This window comes from Fulvimarina manganoxydans (assembly GCF_900176465.1).
GTDB lineage: Bacteria > Pseudomonadota > Alphaproteobacteria > Rhizobiales > Rhizobiaceae > Fulvimarina > Fulvimarina manganoxydans.
Genome location: NZ_FWXR01000002.1, coordinates 82,951 through 103,815 on the forward strand (window position 1 = coordinate 82,951; position 20,865 = coordinate 103,815).

Annotated in this window: 33 protein-coding genes; 19 read left to right on the top strand and 14 right to left on the bottom strand. The window is 60.7% G+C overall.

The window, feature by feature from the left end; all coding sequences use genetic code 11:
• Positions 1 to 12: 12 nt before the first annotated feature.
• On the bottom strand, positions 13 to 2,007 hold the full coding sequence (locus B9A15_RS02945; RefSeq protein ID WP_244556771.1) for a putative bifunctional diguanylate cyclase/phosphodiesterase: 1,995 nt from the start codon (positions 2,005 to 2,007) through the stop codon (positions 13 to 15).
• A gap of 539 nt (positions 2,008 to 2,546) precedes the next feature.
• Between B9A15_RS02945 and B9A15_RS02950 the strand changes: the two genes are divergently transcribed.
• Complete coding sequence (locus tag B9A15_RS02950; protein ID WP_084408546.1) at positions 2,547 to 2,975, top strand: L,D-transpeptidase; 429 nt, start codon at positions 2,547 to 2,549, stop codon at positions 2,973 to 2,975.
• A gap of 398 nt (positions 2,976 to 3,373) precedes the next feature.
• Here B9A15_RS02950 and B9A15_RS02955 read toward each other — a convergent pair whose 3' ends face one another.
• The 4 genes from B9A15_RS02955 to B9A15_RS02970 all read right to left on the bottom strand — a co-directional run bounded on the left by B9A15_RS02955 (position 3,374) and on the right by B9A15_RS02970 (position 5,957).
• Entirely contained in the window at positions 3,374 to 4,156 is a 783-nt protein-coding gene (locus B9A15_RS02955; protein WP_170923145.1) for a tyrosine-type recombinase/integrase, read from the bottom strand.
• A gap of 89 nt (positions 4,157 to 4,245) precedes the next feature.
• Entirely contained in the window at positions 4,246 to 4,611 is a 366-nt protein-coding gene (locus tag B9A15_RS22820; RefSeq protein ID WP_170923146.1) for a hypothetical protein, read from the bottom strand.
• Between the two features lie 182 nt (positions 4,612 to 4,793).
• Positions 4,794 to 5,111 (bottom strand): hypothetical protein, encoded by a 318-nt coding sequence (locus B9A15_RS02960; protein ID WP_084408548.1) that lies wholly within the window; start codon positions 5,109 to 5,111, stop codon positions 4,794 to 4,796.
• Between the two features lie 231 nt (positions 5,112 to 5,342).
• Positions 5,343 to 5,957, bottom strand: a complete 615-nt coding sequence (locus tag B9A15_RS02970) for a hypothetical protein (RefSeq protein WP_139798170.1) — start codon at positions 5,955 to 5,957, stop codon at positions 5,343 to 5,345.
• Between B9A15_RS02970 and B9A15_RS23735 the strand changes: the two genes are divergently transcribed.
• A complete protein-coding gene (locus tag B9A15_RS23735) occupies positions 5,944 to 6,423 on the top strand; it encodes a hypothetical protein (RefSeq protein WP_425292944.1) in 480 nt (159 codons plus the stop codon). The genes B9A15_RS02970 and B9A15_RS23735 overlap by 14 nt on opposite strands.
• Before the next feature lie 214 nt (positions 6,424 to 6,637).
• Here B9A15_RS23735 and B9A15_RS02985 read toward each other — a convergent pair whose 3' ends face one another.
• The 8 genes from B9A15_RS02985 to B9A15_RS03020 all read right to left on the bottom strand — a co-directional run bounded on the left by B9A15_RS02985 (position 6,638) and on the right by B9A15_RS03020 (position 10,238).
• The gene (locus B9A15_RS02985) at positions 6,638 to 7,603 is read right to left on the bottom strand and encodes a hypothetical protein (RefSeq protein WP_084408552.1); all 966 of its coding nucleotides are present in this window, start codon (positions 7,601 to 7,603) and stop codon (positions 6,638 to 6,640) included.
• The gene (locus tag B9A15_RS02990) at positions 7,600 to 8,394 is read right to left on the bottom strand and encodes a thymidylate synthase (RefSeq protein ID WP_084408553.1); all 795 of its coding nucleotides are present in this window, start codon (positions 8,392 to 8,394) and stop codon (positions 7,600 to 7,602) included. The genes B9A15_RS02985 and B9A15_RS02990 overlap by 4 nt, the downstream gene beginning before the upstream one ends.
• Positions 8,391 to 8,585, bottom strand: coding sequence for a hypothetical protein (locus B9A15_RS02995; protein ID WP_084408554.1), 195 nt, complete (start codon positions 8,583 to 8,585; stop codon positions 8,391 to 8,393). The genes B9A15_RS02990 and B9A15_RS02995 overlap by 4 nt, the downstream gene beginning before the upstream one ends.
• Positions 8,586 to 8,838: 253 nt before the next feature.
• Positions 8,839 to 8,985, bottom strand: coding sequence for a hypothetical protein (locus B9A15_RS22825; protein WP_170923147.1), 147 nt, complete (start codon positions 8,983 to 8,985; stop codon positions 8,839 to 8,841).
• Entirely contained in the window at positions 8,982 to 9,284 is a 303-nt protein-coding gene (locus B9A15_RS03005; protein ID WP_084408556.1) for a hypothetical protein, read from the bottom strand. Before B9A15_RS03005 ends, B9A15_RS22825 begins: the two co-directional genes overlap by 4 nt.
• The gene (locus tag B9A15_RS03010; RefSeq protein WP_139798171.1) at positions 9,281 to 9,712 is read right to left on the bottom strand and encodes a hypothetical protein; all 432 of its coding nucleotides are present in this window, start codon (positions 9,710 to 9,712) and stop codon (positions 9,281 to 9,283) included. The genes B9A15_RS03005 and B9A15_RS03010 overlap by 4 nt, the downstream gene beginning before the upstream one ends.
• 11 nt (positions 9,713 to 9,723) lie before the next feature.
• Complete coding sequence (locus B9A15_RS03015; protein WP_084408558.1) at positions 9,724 to 9,933, bottom strand: hypothetical protein; 210 nt, start codon at positions 9,931 to 9,933, stop codon at positions 9,724 to 9,726.
• An 11-nt stretch (positions 9,934 to 9,944) separates the two neighbouring features.
• Positions 9,945 to 10,238, bottom strand: coding sequence for a hypothetical protein (locus B9A15_RS03020; RefSeq protein ID WP_084408559.1), 294 nt, complete (start codon positions 10,236 to 10,238; stop codon positions 9,945 to 9,947).
• A gap of 182 nt (positions 10,239 to 10,420) precedes the next feature.
• Between B9A15_RS03020 and B9A15_RS03025 the strand changes: the two genes are divergently transcribed.
• Positions 10,421 to 10,648 carry a hypothetical protein gene (locus B9A15_RS03025; protein ID WP_084408560.1) on the top strand — a complete coding sequence of 76 codons (228 nt, stop codon included), beginning with the start codon at positions 10,421 to 10,423 and terminating at the stop codon, positions 10,646 to 10,648.
• Here the strand turns inward: B9A15_RS03025 and B9A15_RS03030 are convergent.
• Positions 10,645 to 11,343 carry a LexA family protein gene (locus B9A15_RS03030; RefSeq protein ID WP_084408561.1) on the bottom strand — a complete coding sequence of 233 codons (699 nt, stop codon included), beginning with the start codon at positions 11,341 to 11,343 and terminating at the stop codon, positions 10,645 to 10,647. The genes B9A15_RS03025 and B9A15_RS03030 overlap by 4 nt on opposite strands.
• Before the next feature lie 95 nt (positions 11,344 to 11,438).
• Between B9A15_RS03030 and B9A15_RS23740 the strand changes: the two genes are divergently transcribed.
• The 16 genes from B9A15_RS23740 (at position 11,439) to B9A15_RS03110 (ending at position 20,693) form a co-directional block, all read left to right on the top strand.
• Positions 11,439 to 11,675, top strand: a complete 237-nt coding sequence (locus tag B9A15_RS23740; protein ID WP_084408562.1) for a carph-isopro domain-containing protein — start codon at positions 11,439 to 11,441, stop codon at positions 11,673 to 11,675.
• Positions 11,672 to 11,962, top strand: a complete 291-nt coding sequence (locus tag B9A15_RS22390; RefSeq protein ID WP_139798172.1) for a hypothetical protein — start codon at positions 11,672 to 11,674, stop codon at positions 11,960 to 11,962. The genes B9A15_RS23740 and B9A15_RS22390 overlap by 4 nt, the downstream gene beginning before the upstream one ends.
• Entirely contained in the window at positions 11,959 to 12,312 is a 354-nt protein-coding gene (locus B9A15_RS03045; RefSeq protein WP_084408564.1) for a hypothetical protein, read from the top strand. Before B9A15_RS22390 ends, B9A15_RS03045 begins: the two co-directional genes overlap by 4 nt.
• 12 nt (positions 12,313 to 12,324) lie before the next feature.
• A complete protein-coding gene (locus B9A15_RS22395; RefSeq protein ID WP_139798173.1) occupies positions 12,325 to 12,867 on the top strand; it encodes a RusA family crossover junction endodeoxyribonuclease in 543 nt (180 codons plus the stop codon).
• Positions 12,848 to 13,657 carry an ATP-binding protein gene (locus tag B9A15_RS03055; protein WP_170923148.1) on the top strand — a complete coding sequence of 270 codons (810 nt, stop codon included), beginning with the start codon at positions 12,848 to 12,850 and terminating at the stop codon, positions 13,655 to 13,657. Before B9A15_RS22395 ends, B9A15_RS03055 begins: the two co-directional genes overlap by 20 nt.
• Before the next feature lie 12 nt (positions 13,658 to 13,669).
• Positions 13,670 to 14,206 carry a DUF669 domain-containing protein gene (locus B9A15_RS03060; protein WP_084408567.1) on the top strand — a complete coding sequence of 179 codons (537 nt, stop codon included), beginning with the start codon at positions 13,670 to 13,672 and terminating at the stop codon, positions 14,204 to 14,206.
• A 94-nt stretch (positions 14,207 to 14,300) separates the two neighbouring features.
• Positions 14,301 to 14,597 carry a hypothetical protein gene (locus B9A15_RS03065; protein ID WP_084408568.1) on the top strand — a complete coding sequence of 99 codons (297 nt, stop codon included), beginning with the start codon at positions 14,301 to 14,303 and terminating at the stop codon, positions 14,595 to 14,597.
• Positions 14,597 to 15,562 carry a hypothetical protein gene (locus B9A15_RS03070; RefSeq protein WP_084408569.1) on the top strand — a complete coding sequence of 322 codons (966 nt, stop codon included), beginning with the start codon at positions 14,597 to 14,599 and terminating at the stop codon, positions 15,560 to 15,562. The genes B9A15_RS03065 and B9A15_RS03070 overlap by 1 nt, the downstream gene beginning before the upstream one ends.
• Positions 15,562 to 15,948 (top strand): Arc family DNA-binding protein, encoded by a 387-nt coding sequence (locus tag B9A15_RS22830; RefSeq protein WP_170923149.1) that lies wholly within the window; start codon positions 15,562 to 15,564, stop codon positions 15,946 to 15,948. The genes B9A15_RS03070 and B9A15_RS22830 overlap by 1 nt, the downstream gene beginning before the upstream one ends.
• A 47-nt stretch (positions 15,949 to 15,995) precedes the next feature.
• A complete protein-coding gene (locus B9A15_RS03080; RefSeq protein WP_139798174.1) occupies positions 15,996 to 16,226 on the top strand; it encodes a hypothetical protein in 231 nt (76 codons plus the stop codon).
• Entirely contained in the window at positions 16,226 to 17,383 is a 1,158-nt protein-coding gene (gene dnaN / locus B9A15_RS03085) for a DNA polymerase III subunit beta (protein ID WP_084408571.1), read from the top strand. Before B9A15_RS03080 ends, dnaN begins: the two co-directional genes overlap by 1 nt.
• Entirely contained in the window at positions 17,383 to 18,750 is a 1,368-nt protein-coding gene (locus B9A15_RS03090; RefSeq protein WP_084408572.1) for a helicase-related protein, read from the top strand. The genes dnaN and B9A15_RS03090 overlap by 1 nt, the downstream gene beginning before the upstream one ends.
• A complete protein-coding gene (locus B9A15_RS03095; protein ID WP_084408573.1) occupies positions 18,744 to 19,736 on the top strand; it encodes a DNA-methyltransferase in 993 nt (330 codons plus the stop codon). The genes B9A15_RS03090 and B9A15_RS03095 overlap by 7 nt, the downstream gene beginning before the upstream one ends.
• The gene (locus B9A15_RS03100; protein ID WP_084408574.1) at positions 19,733 to 19,936 is read left to right on the top strand and encodes a hypothetical protein; all 204 of its coding nucleotides are present in this window, start codon (positions 19,733 to 19,735) and stop codon (positions 19,934 to 19,936) included. The genes B9A15_RS03095 and B9A15_RS03100 overlap by 4 nt, the downstream gene beginning before the upstream one ends.
• Positions 19,933 to 20,232, top strand: coding sequence for a hypothetical protein (locus B9A15_RS03105; protein ID WP_084408575.1), 300 nt, complete (start codon positions 19,933 to 19,935; stop codon positions 20,230 to 20,232). Before B9A15_RS03100 ends, B9A15_RS03105 begins: the two co-directional genes overlap by 4 nt.
• Positions 20,229 to 20,693 carry a dCTP deaminase gene (locus B9A15_RS03110; protein ID WP_084408576.1) on the top strand — a complete coding sequence of 155 codons (465 nt, stop codon included), beginning with the start codon at positions 20,229 to 20,231 and terminating at the stop codon, positions 20,691 to 20,693. Before B9A15_RS03105 ends, B9A15_RS03110 begins: the two co-directional genes overlap by 4 nt.
• Positions 20,694 to 20,865: the final 172 nt, after the last annotated feature.

The window sequence follows — 20,865 nt, forward strand, 5'->3', positions numbered from 1 at the left end:
CCGAGCGCGCGATCAGGCGGCCGAAACAGAGCGCTGGCGGCGCGGCCTTTGCGGCGTCTGCTCTTTGATGCGCCCCTGCCCCATTTCGGAGAGAAGGCGCTGACTGGCATCGGCTGCGCACATCGGCTTTCCGAAATAGAAACCTTGAATGATGTCGCAGCCAAAACGATCGAGCATCTCGACCTGTTCGCGAAGTTCGACGCCCTCGGTGGTCACCTTCATGTCCATGTGATGAGCCATGGAGATGATCGTTCCGACGAGCTGCTCGACCCTCTTTTCACCGCGCGCCAGAGCGAACATGAAGCTCTGATCGATCTTCAGCTTGTTGAAGGGGAAGCGCCAGAGATAGCTGAGCGACGAATAGCCGGTCCCGAAGTCGTCCATGGCCAGGGATGCGCCGAGGGCTTTCAGCCGGCGGAGCTGGTCGAGAATGTCGTCCGAGCGGTCGAGAACGAGCGATTCGACCACTTCGAGTTCCAGGCGTTCGCCGCTGACGCCGGCGTTGTCGAGCGCCGTCTGCACGATCTTGATCAGATCGCCATCGGCAAATTGCACGGCGCTCAGATTGACCGAGACGAAGATCGGATCCGGCCACTCCGCAACCTGGCGGGTGGCCTCCCGGATGACCCAGGTGCCGATCCGCTTGATATAGCCGCGCGCCTCCGCGACGGGCACGAATTCGGTCGGCGAGATATAGTTTCCATCGGCATCACGAAGGCGAAGCAGGGCTTCGAAGCCGATCGTGCGATGGCTGCGCCCGTCGATGAGCGGCTGATAGAAGAGCTCGAAACCCTTGTTCTCGACCGCCTGGCGAACGACGCCCTCGATCTGGCGGCGACGATGGGCCTCTTCATCCATCCAGGCTTCGAACAGAACGAGATCGTCCTGCTTCGAAGATTTATGTCTCAGATGGGCGATCTCGGCATGTTTGACGAGCTCGGTATGGTTGCGGCCATCGAGCGGGGCCAGGGCGCAGCCGACCGAAATCCGCGGCGCGATGGGCTCGCCAGCAATTTCGAGGGGCGCGCAGACGACCGAGGTCAGACGTCTGGCAAAGGCGTGGGCGTCGTCGGGCGAGATGATCCTGCGGCGCAGGATCGTGAAATCGTCCGGTCCGACCCGTGCTGCGAGATCGTCCGGCCCGCAGACGGCGCGCAGACGGCGCGCGACCCCTCTGAGCAACTCGTCGCCATTGGCTTGGCCCAGCCGATCGTTAATCTCGGCCAATTCGTCGATATCGATGAAGAAATAGGCCATGCGCTCACGCGTCGCGCGTGCTGTCTGCAGGTGGCGATCGGTCTCCTCCTGCATGCGGCGGCGATTGAGGAGCCGGGTGAGATTATCGTGATTGGCGAGGAATTCGATGCGCGCGTCGGCCTCTTCCAGGATCCTCCGGCGGCGCAAGAACAAGAGGAAGGGAACCCCAGTGGCAAGCAGTAGGACGGCGGCAATAATCGCCGAAGCCTTAACCAACGTGTTGCTATAGGCGCTGCGATCGGCCGTCACGTCGGCAACCACCGACAGAAAGCCAATGCGCTCCCCATCGCGATAGAGAGGCTGAAGCACGGAGACCGGCGAGTTGCCGTCGTCTAGCACCATCTGCCACTGCCCCGTATGATCGAGCATCTGCGGAGATAAGGAGTCACCCGTGGAAATGCCGCCCGGACGGTCTCGGATCATCCATTGATAGCGATCCGAACGAGATTTGTAGATTTCCTGGCCGTTCCGATCGAAGATCGAGAAGCTCTCGATGCCGGCGAGGTTGGAGACTTGGCGGATCTTCGCTTCGGTCTCGGCCTCTCGGCTGATGCCTGTCAAAAGCGAGTCGATCGCATCGGGCTCGGTGAGAAGAACATCTGCGAAGCTGTCGCTGCGACCGCGAAGCTCGGTTTCCACAATATCGCCGATGGCCTTGTTGCCGACAAGAAGGGCGCTTGCGACGACGAAGCCTGCGATCGCAAGCCCACCTCCCATGACGGCCCAATGTTGTCGTAGCGCTTTGAGCACAGTTCGCGTCCACCCCTGTCTATCAAAGGACTTAGCAAGCCAAGGTTAAGAAACACTGCACGTCTTTGGCGATGGCGCCAGTCGGCATCCTACACAAAGCGCATTGACGGTGTGAAACGGCGCAACCCGTTTGGGCCCGAGCCTACCAAGGAGGGGGCGACCCCATTCCGGGATGGGCCGAATTCGCCGGATGCGCGTTCCACGGAAAAGCAATCGCGCAGCGCAGGCGAGGGGAATGGCACATTGCTCGCTCTGGCAGGGCAGCCGAGCAACGGCGTAAAATCAAACGCGATCAGCCGAAATTGATCGACTGCTCCCGTCATCGTTTGAAATGTTCACCGGCGGACATTCCCTAGCGAGAGGCCAAAAATTGGTCATCGCTCTTGGTTTCACGAGTAGGTGATCTTAACAGGTTGCGGCGAAGTCACCTTTCGGCGGGCCGTTCACCTTGGTGTCGGCTGCAGAATTGCCCTGGACATCCGCCAGATTTAGGCTTTCATTGGGTGAAAATAAGGCAATAACTAGGCTGGAGTGTTCCCATGAAATCCTATTTGGCGGTTCTAACCGTCCTCTTTGCTGTGTTCGGCTTCGGGCTCACGGGCGCACAGGCGCGTCTCGTCGCGAAGGTTGATCTTTCGAGCCAAACCATGACGGTGATTCAGGACGGCAAGGTCCGTTATCGCTGGCCGGTTTCGACGGCCAGACGCGGTTATGTCACCCCGACCGGCACGTGGCGCCCCAAGCGTGTTCATCGCATGTGGTACTCCCGGAAATATGATATGTCGCCCATGCCCTATTCGGTCTTCTATCATGGGGGATATGCGATCCATGGAACCGGCGCGGTCTCGCGCCTGGGCCGTCCCGCATCCCATGGCTGCGTGCGGCTGCATACAGCCAATGCGAAGACCTTCTATGATCTGGTTCGGCGCGTCGGCATGGGCAATACGCGAGTTGTCGTCCAGCGCTGATTCGGCTTGTGATGAGGGCATCAGCCCGAGTATCGGAATTGATTTTCGGGCTGATGCTGGAGATTTAAGGATCGACAGCATCCGTTCGGACCGACGGCGCTTCTATGAGCACGGAAACTGACCGAATGGGCAGGCCACTCCTTTGGAGCGTATTCGAGCCGAAGCCATGCAGGTTCGGGCATCGTCGCTGATGCCTGAAAGCCCTCGTCACGGCGTATCGCACGGTCATCCAAGCCCATAAAGTCAAATGGGCCAGAAGCGTGCTTTGAATAAATGTCTTGGAGAATGCGGCAAAAGCGCTGACGGCACATCTCGTCGAGCAAATGGTGCTGCTGGCGAGGATTGAACTCGCGACCTCTCCCTTACCAAGGGAGCATTTTTGATTGCAAGTCATTGTTTTATATAACGTCGGCTTTCCGTTCCCCCAGGTTTTCCCCCAGCTTCTGGCTGAAGTCCCAACCAAAACGCTTCACGCGGCGGCCGAGATCGGGCGTGCCGATCTTGGTGTAGCGCTGCCATTCGTTCGATAGCCAGCCGCCCTCCACCTGCAGCCGGCGCACATCGTTTGTTTGCGCATAGAACCATGTCGCCCAGGTGTGGCGGCAAACGTGCGGGGTGTATCGCCGCTCATCGAGATGAGCGCTTTTCACAGCTGTTCGGAACGCGCTCTTGATCTGGCCGCCAGCAGCTTCGTCCGTCTTAAATGGGTGGCCGTCCAGCCGGCGGAACACCGGCCCTGGCTCGCCGATCGTCGGCAGATTGGACATCGCCGCGACGACACGGGGAATCAGCGACACGCGCCGCTCCTCGCCATTCTTCGTCAGCCGCAGGATCGCCAATCGGTCGTCGAGGTGAACGTCCCGCCCATCAAGCGTCAGCGTCTCCTTCATTCGGCTGCCCTGGCCGATCAGGAACGTCACCAGCGGGCCGAGATAAGCGTTCGGGTTCGCGTTCAGGCTTAGAAGAACCGCGTCGACTTCCTCTGGCTTGAAGAACACGGTTCGGCGATTCGCTTGCACCTTGATCTTGAGCCGGGGAGGGGCGCAAAGCTCTTCGTCGGCCGCATGGTTCAGGATCGCTTTGACGGGGGTGTAAAGTTGCCGGCGGATCGTCTCATCGGATGCATCGGGATAGAGCTTCTTCGCCGCTTCGCGCATGGCCGCATTGTTGATCTCGGACACCGCCCTGGCGCCGAAATGCGACAGCAGTGGATCCAGAAACCGCGCTTTCGGCTTCGTCTCGCGATAGATCGCCAGGGCGGCGGCAAAGGTCAGTTCGGCTTCCTCCGAAACGGGATCGGCTGAAAGGATGCGTCGTTCGATGTCTTGAAGCTTTCGCCGGGCCTCTCGGAGATTGTCGGTTCCGGTGCTCTCTTCGACGCGCTGTCCGTTGATCGTGCCGCGCGCATAGTAGAACGGGCTTTTCGGGCGTTTGACGAGTTTGAGCATGGGGCAGGTTCCGCAATGCGTTCGAGGTCGTCCGGCGTAAAGAATACCGCCTGACCAATTTTCCGAAATGCCCCGAGCTTTTTACCACGCTCGATCAGCGTCCGTTTTGAAATATCAATGCCGCGCTCGGCGAATCGGGCCACGGCTTCATCAGGCGAGATCGCGCGATCAAGAATGGTGTTCGACATCGCCTGTCTCCGCCCGTAAATCGTACCATTCTGTCGTCTTCCCGCAGCGCCGGCATTTGAAAGAGACCGCCCATGGTGCGCCTTGCTTGCGAGCCACCCGAACCGCGTTGTCATGGCCTCCGGTCAATTCGCACCACGCTCTTCGTAGACGGGACGGCGTGCGTGTCGTGACCTCGACCGCATCAGTCAGCCGCATGGCTGTCCTCCTTCCCTGCGCGGATGGCTGCGGCGATCTCGTTCGTGCCGCTCCGGTAAGCGAGACCCCAAGTCTTTCCAAAATCATCTACGACGAGAGCACACCTCTCCCTTTCCGCCTCCACCGCCGCCTTAACGCGCTGGTCTGCGTCTGCCTGGGCGGATGAGAGGGCTTCGATCACCCGACGAGCCGCAAACAGGCGAGCCTCATGGACGTTCTTGGCGTCGATGGCTCCAGGGAAATCCTCCCATGCCTTCTTGTTCACCTCAGCGACCATTTCGACGAGCTTGGACGTGTCAGTCATGGGCGGAGCCCTCCGTGCGGGAAGAGGTTCGGCGCACGATGATCGTGTCGTCTCTTGCTGCGGCCTCTGCCTCCATGTCAGCGATCTTCCGCTTGCAGTAATCCTCGTACCCAAGGAGTTCATCCCGGCGACCAGCGGTCATTATGACCGGGCGGAAGTGAGCGATGCACTGGAGGATGAACATCACGCCAAACATCCAATTTGACGGCGTTGAACTGCGCGCACCCATCCTCATCCCTCCTCACGCTTGGCCGGTGATGGCGGGGTGGGGAGATGGCGCCAGTGGGTGAAGTGGTTCGAACGATTGTATCCAGCATCGCCGCCGAACATGACATGTTCCGCCACCCTGATACCTTCGGCGGTCGTGAAGTCGTGCTCCGGTTCGTCGGGGAAGTACCAGCCAGGATCAGGATCGCCATCGGGCCACTCATACCAACGGCAGATCACCAAGGTTTGCCAGCGTCCCTTTGCCAGGGGCGGCCTATAGGCTTCGATCCACGTTCCGTCTTTCGGCGCGGTCTCGATCGGATGCCACCCATCTTGACTCTCACCCGTTACAGGCAAGCCGGTTTGAGTGTCACCGATCAGGGCTTCGTGAGAGGCAACGTCCTCAGAGGCTGGGGCGTGGGCGGAGAGGGCGGCGCGATCGAGAAGCGCGCGGCCTTCCTTCACCAGACGCGCGAAGCGATCCGATGGCTTCACATCAGGATACGATCGGATCATCTCTTCGTCGCGCTCAACGAAGTCGGTCAGCCTCGCGACAAGCTCCTCCACCAGCCCAGCCTCACGCGCTGCCCGGTCTGCGTCTCTGCCGGACTGGATTGCGCGGGCGATGATGTTTTCCACGGCGCTGCGCTGGTCTATTCCCCCGGTCGCTAATTCGGTGCCGATTTGGCGCGCGCACTCTGCGGCCAGCCTGCGGACGGTCTCTGTGCGATTATCCATTGTCGGACCCTTTCGTGCGATCGCCGATACGTCGTTCCCGAATCATTTTGCCAGCCTCGCGCCAAGTGATCTCCTGCGCGCCGGCTGCAACAGCCAGAGCGCGCTTCGAGAGCGCAATGTCGAAATGCTCGTGAGCGGTTCCGGCATTTTGGAGCCACTTGCGCGCAACGCCGATCCGATCGGCCATCGCGATCAATTCGTCGGTCGTGTCTGCCAGCATGTGACACATCACAAGACGGCCATACCGGGCGCGCATATCATCGACATAGACGGCCATCAGCATACCTCGTCGAAATACGAGTTCAGGAGGTCGTCGAGATCGTCCGGCGCGCCTTCTTTGGCAGCGATCGTGTCGGGCTCATCCTGACCACCGGAAGCGACAAGCTCCAATCGTTCTTGGCTGAGACTCGAAAGCCATGCGTCCGACGAAGAGAGAGTTTGAAGCGGTTGCTTATCAGCCCAGCGGTCGAAGTCGCGACGCTGATCCTCGACGGAGCGGCACCTATTGATGCCGCCGTTGTCCAAGGCGATGAGGAGATAGGCGCGATAGAGACCGGGGAATTCGGGATGGTTCGATCGCATCACTCGCCTCCCTCTGTGCGGGCTGCGCGGGCGGCAAGCTCCGATCTGATGTGCTCGACCATGACGCGGTCTTCGTCTTCCGGGCCTTCTCCCGTTGCCTCCGTGAGATAGTCGAGATTGGCGAGCAAGGTGGCGGCATGACTGCGCCAAGTCTCGTTCTCCTCCCGCAGCCGTGCCAAGGCTGGCAGTCGATCGACGGGAAGGTCAGGCCTGTCTCGCAAGACGGCGTTTCTCCGCACCATCTCGTCATAATTGGCCTTCCAGTGCGCAGCCTCCTTGCGGGCGGCGTCTCGCTCCTGCCGCAGCCGGTCTAGGTCGGCGGAGGGGCGGGCGTAAAATGGCTTCACGTAGCCGTTGGCGATCCCATATCTGAGGGCTTCGACTACAAACCGGATAGGCTTTCCCCGGTCATCGCACGGCAAGCCATCGTTTGGGCATTTACCGTTTTCATCGGCGCAATCTCGGCAGTCGCCGCCGTATCGTGCCACCCAATCGACTACGTCTTCCAGGTCGCTCACCGCCTCTCCCGGCTCTGCCTTTTCGGCGGCCTGTGTAACGCGCTCCAGTTTCTCCAAGCGTATCGCCACCTTGAGAATATCAAATGCGAGCGATCCCCAAGTTTCACCTTTTGCATAGTCAGGCGACAACCACCCGGCATTGGCGTACTCCCGAAGGAATCGCTCATGCAGATCGCAGAGGAACTTGACTTCCGGCGTTGCGTTTTTCGTGTCCACCGCCTCTGCCTTTGCGGGGGTGGGCTCCGGCGCCTCGGCAGGCGTGGGGGCAGGAGCGTTGGCAACCATGCGGCTATAGATGGCCGTGACTACTTCCTCGTTGCTGCCGCAGTTTTCGATATCGTCGGACATGAAATCGACTCCGGCTTCAACCATGATGTCCGTTGGCTCAAGCGGCACAACGCGCACTCTCGTCTGCTCGGTCGGGCGGCCTGGGTTGGGGGTGGTCATCGGGAAACCCTCGCTGGGATGTGAGGCGCCGCCTCGTAATTCTCGATCGCAATGTCCTCGAAGCGGAACGCGAAGAGATCGTCGATCTCGGGACCAAGCTTGAGCATCGGCAAAGGGCCTGGCGTACGTGTCAGCTGTAGCTGAGCCTGCTCGAAGTGATCGCGATAGAGATGCGCGTCGCCCAACGTGTGGACGAAGACGCCCGGCTTGAACCCTGTCACCTGGGCGACCATCGCCGTCAGCAGGGCATAGGACGCAATATTGAAGGGCACGCCCAGGAACATATCGCCCGAGCGCTGGTAGAGCTGGCAGGACAGCCGGCCCTCGGCAACGTAGAACTGAAACAGACAGTGGCAGGGCGGCAGCGCCATCTCGTCGACAAGCGCGGGGTTCCAGGCCGAGACGATCAGCCGGCGGGAATTCGGCGTCTTGCGGATCGCTTCGACCACCTTCGCGATCTGGTCCACATGACCGCCGTCGTAGTCCGGCCAGGATCGCCACTGCGCCCCGTAGACCGGGCCGAGATCACCGTGCTCGTCGGCCCACTCGTCCCAAATCCTGACGCCGTTGGCCTTCAGATAGGCAATATTGGTCTCACCCTTCAGAAACCAGAGCAGTTCATGGACGATCGAACGGATATGTAGCTTCTTGGTCGTCAGGAGAGGGAACCCGTCCGACAGATCGAAGCGCATCTGATGACCGAAGATCGAGCGCGTCCCGGTTCCGGTCCGGTCGCCGCGATCAACGCCGGTCTCAAGGACTGTCTTGAGGAGGTCGAGATATTGCTTCACGCTGCATCCCTCCGGCCCTCAGCCCGGCCGCGCTCGAGGAGCGCGTTGAGCTCATCGACAAGTTTGGTGATCTCCATGTCGGCCGCCGGATTTGGCGTCGGCGACATATTGGCGAGCTCGCGGCCGCGCTTGGTGATCATGACGCCGATCGAGGCAATGTGCCCGGCGGTGTTCGTGTGGCGCCCGCTCATGACGCTGCCTCATTGGGCTGGCGGGCGGGGAACCAGTGCGTCGGCTGAGAGCGAACCATCCCGTCCGCACAGACGAAATATGCGCTTGGCGACCATGCATCGCCGACAAATCTCGCCGTCGTCTCGTGAAATGACGAGCCCCGCCGAAACGAGGATGGGTCAGCAATGTGCGCGACCGAAATGCGCGTTCCATCCTTTGGCGCCGCCTTGATGTCTTCCCAGCCCTCGGGGATCGTGACCTCAATCGTCTTTCTCATCGTGCCTGCTCCAGATGCGCCGATCTCACGGCGGAAAATGCTTCCTGGTTGATGGTGTCCTGCCTCTCGATCGCAGCATCAGCGACGTGGCCGATGGCGTAGAGGGCTAGGAGGATTGGGAGGGTGATGAGGGCGCGGGTCATGACAGACCCTCGGCTTTGGAGGTTTTGCCATCGCCCATCCGAACCTCGATTGCGTCAGCGGCTTCGAGGTAGAAGTGAGCCCTTCTCAAGAGACGAGTTCGCCATTCGAACGGACTGCGCCCCTTCTTTGGCTTGGCGGTCGGGTCAGCCCGAAACCTCTTCCACTCTTCAAGTAGTTGTTGAGCGTCTCGGTTGGCACTCTCAGCCCGGCGACGAAGAAAGGCGACGACATCTGCGGCTGTGGTGAGCCGCCCGAACCCGTTGCCCTTGAGTTCCTTGACGATAGGGGTCTCGCTCATGACGCCTCCCCCTTCGCATCGGGGGAGAGAGCGGAGCGGGCGATCTGGCGAAGACCGCCGTGCTGCCTCTGAGCCCAGCTCAGTTCATCTCCGCCATAGGCCGCTGGCTGATCTGGAATGTGCCGCTCGCTGATCTCAGTCAGCGCCTCCCTCAGCCTCTCCACCGCCGCCTCGGCGGCCTCGGCGCGCTCTTTGAAGGCAAAACCAGCGTCTGCATTCCCGTCAGAAATTGCTGAGGTTTCTTCCAGCTCTCGCCTCAGCCTCTCCACCTCGCTCTCAAGCTCTGAGACGCAGGGGTCAGGCGTTCCGTTCGCCGCTCGGACAATGGCCTCCCACTGTCCCGGCGAAATGCGGTGCGTCTCGACGCTCTCGTATCCGCTGTCGGCTTTTAGGGTCAGGGTGAGCTTGGCGCCCTTCTCGGTGTCCATCTCCCCCTCCCTCACGCTGCGATCTGATCGGACGCAGGAGCGCCGCCCTCCATCCGGCGCAGGCCGGACAGAAGATCGGTGAGATGGTCGACGCCCGGAATGTCGCTGGCATCGACTGCGGCCGCGAAGGCCTCGTTGTCGCGATGAAGCTCGTCGATCAGGCCGTCGGCATAGTCGAGGGCCATGATGAGGTCGGAGATGGTGGGGCGTGCGTTGGGCATGGTAACCACCTTCACGCAGCGTCGGCGACGCGGGGCGTCGTGCGGACGACGTAGAAAGGCACGCTCTCGCGATCGAAGCCGGCGATCACGTCCTTGCCGAAGCGCTTCTCGAGACCTTTGCGGTCGAGCGACTTGCGGCTCTGCAGAGCGACCGTGGCAATATTCTCGTCGCCTCCGACCGCATCGCGATCGCCGATCATCTCGATGACCTGTTCCTTCAACGCCTTTTCGCGCTTCGTCAGCTCGGCAATGCGGGCCTTCACGTCGACTAGTTCGTCGACTGGATGGCGGTTGGTTTGTGGCATGGGGTGTCTCCATCGGTTTGGCGCGTTGCGCTGTTCGATGGGCAGACTATGAGATTATCGCATATATTCTGTCAAGCGCTAACTGTGAGAAAATCGCATAAATTGTCTCGGCGAGCTGTTCGCTCACCCGACTCGACAAAAGCTTTTGGTTCGGGAATCTTATAGAACAAAAGGAGAACTAGATGTCCGACGACACTCGCATCATCGCCGCTCGCTTCACCCTATTCGTTCGGTGCGCAAATTGTCTGCGCGACACTAAGCGCTGCCTTGAAGTGCCTCAGGCAGACGATGCGCCCAGCGACATCGACGAGCTACTTGATAGTGCCTACCTAGCCGGCCAGCGCTTCGCGTGCACTCAATGCGACAGCTCGATCGCCACCATCGTTGGGATCAAGCAGAACGCAGCTTAAGACAGAGGAATATCGTTGATGATGCGCCGGACAACCGCAATGACCTGGACGGCCGTTCCGTCGTCAGCCTGCATGTCGCGCTCGATAACGATCGGCCTGTGGCGCTTGTTCGTCGATCGCGGATGAAATTCCGTTCGATCCTCGTAAAGCTCAACTTGCTTGACCGACCATTCGCGCGTCTGCCCGCCGTCGCGGGCGCGCTCCACGACGACCACCATGCCGTCGCGCATGCGGATTTGATCCGCGACATCTTCAAATGCGACGCCAACCACCTGATCTCCGGGGAGGATAGGGCGAGGCTTAAGGTCGTTCATGGAATCGCCGGCAACGTCGAATGACAGCACGCGAGCGTTCGGAAATTGCGGATCTCGAGGGACGCTAATTTGGCGGGTCTCGTCGAACGGATTGTCAGCGAATTCATCCACTTCACGGAAGGCGCCGGCCTCAACAACGCCAGCTCTAAACGCGATGACTGTTCCACCTGTGGCGCTCGGCATCGCTTCGATAGAAGGCGCGTCCTCGCCGAAATATTCGGCTGCTCCCACCACCTCATGGGACTTTAGCAGCCGTTTGCGCTTCACGACTTTGTTAATGCTTGAAGGATCGACCCCAAGGTGCCGGGCAAGGCCAGACTGACTTTTCCCCGGTTTTGCGAGGTTGTCCACAAGCCACTTGATGTAGGGGTCGTCGCGCATGTGCGTTTTTTGCACGGTCTATGCGCCCGCGTCCTGTGATTAAATCGCATATTCGTGCTTGACAGAGACTGTGCGATAATCTCATAGTTGCTTTTATGAGATGCGAACCGGCAAATTCCCTGATCCAGAAGTTCGGCGGCCTTAGCGCTGTCGCCAAGGTCGTTGAGGCCACGCCGAACGCCGTCATGCGTTGGCGTATGCCAAAGGCGAAGGGCGGCACCGGAGGCGCTATCCCTCATTGGCATATTCCGAAGCTCATCGCCGAAGCGAGGCGCAGCGGGATTAATGTCGAACCGGGCGACTTCATTGTTCTCGACGAGGCAGCCGCATGATCGCTGCCCTCCCATTATGCGCGGCCGCCATCTGCGCGGCCTTCGCAATTCGCGACATGCGGCGAGGCGGGTCGGCTTTCGCCTCCCGCTCTCCGCTTTCTGATTTCGTCGATGATCGCTCCAACGATCTCGCCGATCTGCCTCGGCCCGTCAGCTTTGTTCGTGGTGGGCCTGTCTGTGATGGCAATCCGCATCTCCTGTTTCGTGTTCGCTTCCATGTCCAAGTACATGGCGGAGAACTGACAGCATGTGGTGCGGAAAAACTCAGCATCTGGTGCGCGAAATGACGAGCGCCACCAAGACATACATTGACCGCATGGTCGCGTGGGAGAGTGCCGGCTGGGGCGATCAGAAGAACGCAGTCGAACGCCTCGCACGTCGCCATCAGATCCCGTTCTGGTCGCTCGAACATGCTCGAACGAGAGCAAAGACGATCAAAGACGACTTCGCCGCCATGGTTCGGTCGGCATACCTCAAAGAGTGCGAGAGGCAGATCGAGTGCTTGCGGCACGAACTCGAAATGGAACGCGCGAAAGGTGCCGGCGATGATTTTGCAGACCTTGAGCGTGAGGCTGAGGCGTTGGTTGCGAAGCTTGTGGAAGCGCGCAAGGCCGCGCTTCGCCGAGCGGGACGATAAGGACGGCCGCCCATGAACGTCCAAGCCTCATTCGAACACACCGCGTCCGTGGCGGGCCGTGGTGAGCAGATCGGGGAGGGCTCCACCTCCCGGCCCTCCCCGATCACCTTCACATGCCCCGTGCCGCCAAGCGTCAACGCGGCTTTCAAGAACACGAAGCGCGGCCGGGCGAAGACGAAAGCCTACGAGGACTGGCGTTTGATCGCGGCTGCCGCGATCCGCCGGCAAGGCGTCCAGCCGGTCGCAGGGCGCGTGATCGTCAACATGGCCTTCGAGATCGACATCGACCGCGCCGATGCGTCGAACCGCATCAAGCTCATGGAAGACCTTCTCGGCAAGCGCCACGGCATCGGGATCATCGAAGACGACAGCCTGATCCCTGGAGGCCTCTATTCCAAGCTGCCACCGACGAACGGCGCGGCGCACGTTCAGATTTGGCCGGTTCAGAACCTGACGGCCACTTTTCACGCCTCGCAGAATGGTGCGAGCGGCGCGTGGATCATCACCGCACCACAATCACCAGAAGGAGATGATCATGGCGATTTCGCTGAATGATCTTCGAACCGTCCGGGCCGATCGGCCTCCGCGCATTCTGATCTACGGCAACGAGGGCGTCGGCAAGACGACGCTTGCCAGCGAGTTTCCGAACCCGGTCTTCCTCCAATGCGAGGAGGGGACGCCAGGCGAACTCGAGTTGCAGTCGTTCGGCTTCCTGCCCGACTTCAACGCCGTCATGGAGGCCATGACTGCGCTCTACGATGGCGAGCACGACTTCCAGACGCTCGTTCTCGACAGCGTGACGGCTCTGCAGGCGATGATCTTCGCCGAGGTCTGCCGGCGCGGCGACGAACACGGCAACCCCAAAGCGCGGATTGAAGATTTCGGCTACGGCAAGGGCTACGCCAATTCCAAGCCTGTTCTTCGTGAGTTTCAGGACGGCTGCGACGCACTGCGCCGCGATCGAGGCATGGCCGTGGTTCTGATTGCCCACTCGATCGTGACGACGTTCAACGATCCCGAAACGCAGGCTTACGATCGCTATGAGATCGACCTGCACAAGCAACTCAACGGCCAGATCACCCGCGACCTCGACGCGATCCTGCTTCTCAAGAAGCCGGTCAACATGAAGGTCGAGGACGGGAAGGGCTTCAACCAGAAACGCGCCCGCGCCGAGGGCGCCGCCTCGACGATTAAGATCCACGCCGTCGGCAAGCCGGCCTTCGTCGCGAAGAACCGCTACGGCATCCCCGAGAGCGTCATCTTCGAGCGCGGCCGAGGCTACGACGCCCTGGCTCAGTATCTGCCGGCGCCAGCCGACGCCTCCCCCATCAAGAACGCCGCTTAAGGAGCGCCAATCATGGTTGATATTTCAGGCTTCAACGCCAACGACTACGAGCCAACGCAGGAATATGAAGTCTTGCCCGAAGGCAAATACCACGCCGAGATCGTCAACTCAGAAGAGCGTGACATCGGACAAGGCGGATCAAAGGGTTTGAAGCTGACCCTTCAGTGGAAGATTTTGTCCGGCTCTGCCGAGGGGCGGATTGTCTTTCAGGATATCCTCCATCGCTACAATGTGCAGGGCGAGAAGGGCGACAAGACGCGCGAGATCGCGGCTCGTCAACTCTCTTCGATCTGCCACGCCGTTGGCCGGCTCGCGCCGAACAACACCGACGAGCTCCACAACATCCCGTGCGAAATCTCGGTCGGCTTCCAGAAGCAGAACGTCAACCCGGAGACCGGCGAGAAGTACGCCCTGCGCAACGAGATCAAGGGCGTGAAGCCCTGGAGCCAGAACGGCAACGCCGCTCCGCGCCAACAGTCGTCTCCGCCGCCGCAGGCTCGCCAGTCGACGCCTCCCGCCGCTGGCGGCTGGGCTCGCCGGGCTGGATAGGTCAGCGGCCGGGCGGGTCGTGAGATTGGCGTCCTAGCCCGCCCGGCACCCCATCGAACCAACGATTTGAACGTCGCTCGAAGGAGTTTCAGCGATGACAGGAAACGTGTGCCCTGAAAAGGGCAAGAGACCTCGCCGAACCGGCTGGCTCAAGAACCCAAAGGTCGCTCGCAAGGGCGAAACGATCGGTGGCGGCTGGTTTGTCTTCCGCCGTGGCAACGACACCCGTCGCATCCGCCCATCATGGTGGCCGTTCGAATATGCGAGCCGTGAGGATGCTGCCGTCCAGGCGGAGAAGCTGGCGGCTGAAAACCCCGGATACCGCTTCGATGTCGTCGGCGTGACCGATAGCTTCGCGACGGCTGCCACCGTTCAGGCGGAGGCGGCATAATGGTCGCTCTCGCCCCCAATCTCATCTCGCAAACCATCACCGCAATTGACGCCGCCCTGGCAGATCGCCAGCGGCCGCGCTTTCAGCGCCGGCTGTCCGGCTCCATGATCGGCAAGGAGTGCGAACGGGCCATCTGGTTTCAGTTCCGCTGGGCCTATGAGCCGGAGCGCTTCTCCGGCCAGATGCTGCGGCTGTTCGAGACCGGCCATCTTCGCGAGCCGCGGGTCTTTCGCGAACTCGCCCTGATCGGCGTAAAGGCGTCCGACATCGACCCGGAGACGGGCGAGCAATGGACCTTCACCGAACTGGACGGCCACTTCGTCGTCAAGATCGATGGGCGAGGAACCGGCTTCGTCGAGGCGCCGAAGACCGAGCACATCGTCGGCATCAAGACGATGAACGACAAGAACTTCAAGGAATTGAAGAAGGTCGGCATCGCGGTCTCGAAGCCCGAGCACGTCGCCCAGGCGCAGAGCGAAATGCACTGCTCCGGCATCCATCGGTTCTTCTACTATGCCGTCAACAAGGACACCGACGAGCTTTATTCCGGCGCCGATGTCCGCATTCGCTACGACGAGGTCGCGGCGATCAAACTGATGGTCAAGGCCAAGCGCGTACTGGACGCCATCCGGCCGCCAGAGCCCATCTCACAAGACCGCAGCGCGTTCGCCTGTCGGTTCTGTAAAGCGAAAGCGGTCTGTGGCGGCGAGGCGTTCGCGCCTCGGACCTGTCGATCATGTCTGCATAGCACTCCGGCCCTCGGCGGCGACGCCGAATGGCGGTGCGAAAAGCACGGCACGATTTTGACCGTCGAAGATCAGGAAGCTGGCTGCGGCGAGCATTTGTTCATCCCTGAACTGGTCCCGGGCAGCCAAATTGACGTCGCGCCTGACGGCTCGTCCGTCACCTACGAGATGCCGGACGGCACGACGTGGGTGGACGGCATTGCGCAGGAGGCTGCGTGATGGGCGATAACCAGTCGAAACCCGACCAATATCAATTGCGCTTTCCTGACGGCCTCCGTGACCGTCTCAAGGACGCAGCCGCAGCCAACCACCGCAGCATGAACAGCGAGATCGTGGCCCGCCTTCTGGCGAGCTTTGGCGAATCCATAAGCGAGCCGGAGGCCGCGCCGATGGAACGAATTACAGCGCAACAAGGCGACCCGCAGATCAAGTTCCGCTTTCCAACATGGATGCACGAAGCAGTGAAAGCTCGTGCAGATGCGAATGGCCGATCAATGAACGCAGAGGTTTCTGCGATCGTGGCGGCAGCGCTGAACGGCGAAGACGACCGGCTCGCACGTATCGAAGCTAAGCTGGACGCCCTCCTGAATGGAGGGGCTGCGTGATGGCGAAGCGACCAAGACGGCTCATCGAACAACAGGTCACGGTCGAGTTGAGCCTCGACGAGTTCGAAGACGAAGTCATCCGCGATGAGTACGAGGCGCGGTTTGGCGCCATGGCGGCGATTGAGCCGCGCAATGCTGACCGCCTCGCCGAACTGATTGCCGAGGGCGCGACCGACGAAGCGCTCGACCTCCTGCGCGAGATCGCGCCGGACACCCTCTACCCATCCACCATCAAGCGCCTGGTCGCCGACCGGCAGCATCAGCGGAGCCTTGCCTGATGTTCGATTTCACCATCCCACGCGCCGATTTCCTGGCTGCCGTCGAGCGCATCGAAAAGCTCTCGCCACCAAAGGCCACGGTGCCGATCCTGTCTCATTGCCTGATCGCCCTTGGCGAGGACGGCACGCTGACAATCACCGCCACCGACTTGCAACGCAAGGGCGTTGCCACGACGCGAGCCGAGATCCAAACCGGCCACGGCGCTGTCTGCGTCTCGACCGTCCATCTGGCGACAACCCTCAAGCGCGTCAGCGCCGACAGCGTGATGTTCACGGTCGACGATCGCGAGGCGCTGCTCAAGTGCGGCCGGTCCAAGATCAAGATGCCGACGCTGCCGGCTGTCGATTTCCCCGACATTCGCAAAGAGGCGATCGGCGGAAGCGTCATGCGAATGGCTGGCCCCGACATCGAGCGGATCGTCTCTGCCTGCGCCTTCGCGATGGAGAAGAGCGAAATCCGCTTTCACCTCAAGGGCGTTTATCTGACGAGCGAGGGAGACAAACTGACGGCAGTGGCGACGGACGGGTACAAACTCGCCCTGGTCAGTCAGTCAATGCCGGAGGGCACGCACGACCTGCCGCCGTCCATTCTCCCGGATGCCCTGATCGTCGCACTCGCGCCCTTCACGAAGTCGCAGACTGTGGACGTGACGATCGGCGAGAGCTTCGCCGAGTTCGCCACGGACGGCTATTCGCTGACTTCTCGTCTAGTGGATGCGACCTATCCCGACTTCCGGCGGGTCGTTCCGACTGACCAGCCGCTCGTTGTCAGGGCAGATCGAGAGGCGCTGATCGCTTCGATCCGTCGTGTCGAGACGTTTGCCGGCGGCGGCGAGCGTGAGATCGCCTTCATCGTCACGCCCGACACGCTTCGGCTTGTCGCGGCTTCGGCCGCGACGGGCGAGGCTGAAGACGAGATGGAGGTCGACGGCGACGCCGACATGCTCATCGGCTTCAAATCGGACGTGATCTTGCTCTCGCTCCAAAGCCTCGATTGCGACGAGGTGGAGATCAAGCTTCGCGACGGAAGTTCGCCCGGCGTCCTGATCGATCCCGGTGACGACAGCCGTCTGGTGGTCGTCATGCCGTACCGCCTCGGCGCCGCGACCATGCAAGCCGTCAATCGCGGCGTGCCTTCCATGATGGAGGCGGCGTGATGGGTGTTCAAGATTACGGGCAGTTTCTCAAAGCCAAGACGCACGAAGGCGCGAAGCATGGTTTCGAACCAATCTTCATGCCAGAAAGCGCCTTCGATTTTCAGGAAGCGATGATCGGCTACGCCGTCGAGAAGGGGCGCGCTGCGGTCTTCGAAGACTGCGGGCTCGGAAAGACGCTTCAGTTTCTCGCCTGGGCGGAAAACGTCGTTCGTTTCACCAATCGACCGGTTCTCATTCTCACGCCGCTGGCGGTGGCCGGGCAGACGATCCGCGAAGCCGAAAAGTTCGGCATTGAAGCGTCTCGTTCGTCCGATGGGTCAATCCCTACGAAGATCGTCGTCACCAATTACGAACGCCTCGGCGCGTTCAACCCGGCCGATTTCGCGGGTGTCGTCTGCGACGAGAGCTCAATCCTGAAAAGCTTCGACGGCTCGCGCAAAGCTGAAATCACGGATTTCATGCGCAAGGTGCCGTACCGGCTTCTTGCGACCGCGACGGCCGCGCCCAACGACTACATCGAACTCGGCACATCGTCCGAAGCCCTTGGATACATGGGTTACATGGACATGCTGAACCGGTTCTTCAAAAACGACCAGAACAACAGCGCAACCAGGCGCATGTACGGCGAGGCGACGAAATGGCGCTTCAAGGGACATGCCGAACTGCCGTTCTGGCAGTGGGTGTGCTCGTGGTCACGAGCGATGCGCAAGCCGTCCGATCTCGGCTTTGACGATGGCGCATTTCGGCTTCCGCCGCTGATCGAGAACTCGCATCTGGTCGAAGCCAAGAGCCTCGCAAACGGAATGCTTTTTGCTCTTCCGGCCGCGACGCTCCCCGAGCAGCGAGACGAGAAGAAGCGAACAATCAAGGAGCGGTGTGAGCGCGCCGCTCAACTGGTCGATCACGGCGAGCCGGCCATAGTGTGGTGCCAGTTCAACGAGGAGGCCGACCTTCTCGAGAGCATCATCCCTGGCGCGAAGCAGGTGTCGGGATCGCAGAAGGACGAGTTGAAGGAAGCTCGGTTCATGGACTTCATCAATGGGGACATACGTGTCCTTGTGACGAAGCCGAAGATCGGCGCTCTCGGGCTCAATTTCCAGCACTGCGCCCACGTCGTCTATTCCCCCTCGCACTCCTTCGAGCAGTACTACCAAGCGGTTCGGCGATGCTGGAGGTTCGGTCAAAAGCGCCCTGTGACGGTCGATATCGTCATGACCGAAGGCGAGCGGAAGGTGATGGAAAACCTTCGCCGCAAAGCCGACGCCGCCGAAGTGATGTTCGGCAATCTCATCTCTGAAATGAACAACGCCATGACCGTCTCGACGGCGAAGGCATTCGATCGCCCAATGGAGGTGCCAGCATGGTAAACGTCATCGATCAGGTCATTAGCGACAACTACGCCATCTACAACGGCGATTGCATCGAGGTTATGGCCGGACTGCCCGACAAGTCGGTGCATCTTTCGGTCTACAGCCCACCGTTCGGCGGCCTCTATAATTACTCGTCCGACGAGCGAGACCTTTCGAACTGTCGAGACTACGATCAGTTTTTCGACCACTATCGGTTCGTGATCGAGCAGATTGCCCGTGTCACGCTGCCGGGGCGTTGCTCGGCCGTCCATTGCATGGATGTCCCGACCGGCAACACCGGGTCTGATGCCTATATCGATTTCCCCGGTGACATAATCCGGCTTCACCAGAAGATGGGTTTCCACTTCATCGCGCGGCACGCGATCTGGAAAGAGCCGCTGTGGGTCCGCAATCGGACCATGCAAAAGAACCTCGCCCACAAGACAGCCGTGGACGACAGCGTTCAATGCGGTGTGGCCTCGGCCGACTACCTTCTGATCTTTCGCAAGCGAGGTGAGAACCGGGTCCCGGTCGCGAACCCCATCGGATTCCTCGAATATGCCGGCGACGACAGCAAAATGCCGAACGACGTTCGGCGGCTACGCGGCTTCGATGGAGATCAGAAGCAGAACAAGTTCTCGCACTGGATCTGGCGACGGTACGCCTCTTCGATTTGGGACGACATCCGCATGGGCAACGTCCTGCCCTATGAGGAAAGCAGGGAGGCGGATGACGAAAAGCACGTCCATCCGCTCCAACTCGACGTCATCGATCGCGTCGTCCAGATGCGCAGCAATCCCGGCGAGACCGTTCTGACGCCCTTCATGGGCGTCGGATCGGAGGTCTATTCGGCTGTCACCAAGGGGCGTCGCGGGATCGGGGCGGAGCTGAAAACCAGCTACTACCGACAGGCTGTTCGAAATCTCGAAAACGCCGTCAGCGGAAGTCGCGCCATCCAAGGCGGGCAGATTGACGCCTTCGATGTAATCGAGGCCGCCGAATGACCGCGCCCGGCTATTGCCACCGCACCAATGCGGATCGGCACTTCACCCTCATCACGCAATGCCGGCGCGAGGTCGCCGTCCGCACGGGCGAACAGACGCCGCGCGGAATCAAGGAGAAGCGACAGGCGCGAGAGGGCGCCGTCGCATCCTGGAAAGACCTCGACGCCTTCAAGAACCCAGAGTGGGAGATCCAATCATGAGCGACACCCCACCATATGCAGGCCTGCGTTCCGTGCTGATGAGCGCGCTGGAACAAGCCGCCAACGGCAAGGGATCGGATCGCCATGGCAATGGCTTGCCCTTCACAGATCAGCCGATGATGGAGATCGGTCGCATGACCGGGGCCGGAGGGCCCGCCTTCCAAGCGATGAAGAAATCCCAGGAAGCGCTCGGCATGATCCGTCGCGGCCAAGATAAGGCGGCCGAGGCTGAATTGCTTGGGGCGATCAACTATCTGGCCGGCGCCATCCTCTTGATCAGGGAGGGCCGGGCATGACGATCTTATCCGCACAATCCATCCGCGACGTTCGTCCGATCGAACCCTTCCTTGAAAGCTTCAAGGTGGCTGGCATGACGGCAGGTCTTTCGGTCGCCGGCTATGACATCAGGATCCGCGAAACGATCACGCTCGAGCGAGGCGGATTCGCCCTCGCATCGACCATTGAGCGCTTCGTCATGCCGCTCGATGTGATCGGCATCGTTCACGACAAAAGCACGTGGGCAAGGCGCGGGCTCGCTTGCCAGAACACCGTGATTGAATGCGGCTGGCAAGGCTTCCTGACCCTCGAGCTGACCAATCACGGCGATGGCCCGTTGCAGATCGAAGCCGGAATGCCGATCGCGCAGATCCTGTTCCATTGGGTCGATCGCGTGACGGAGGGCTACGACGGAAAATACCAGAACCAAGCTGATCGTCCGGTGCCGGCCATCCTCGAAACGGACGAGGTGTCGGCATGAGCACTCAAAGCGTTCTCGATCGCCTTTCAGCTTGGGATCACACGCCCCACGAGGGCGACCCGATGGTTGATTGCCTTCTGGATGATGTCGCCTTGGCGAAAGCCGAAATCGAAAGGCTTCAAGCGATCATCGATAGCCGCCCAGCGATCAACGCGGGTCTGCCTGGAACCTA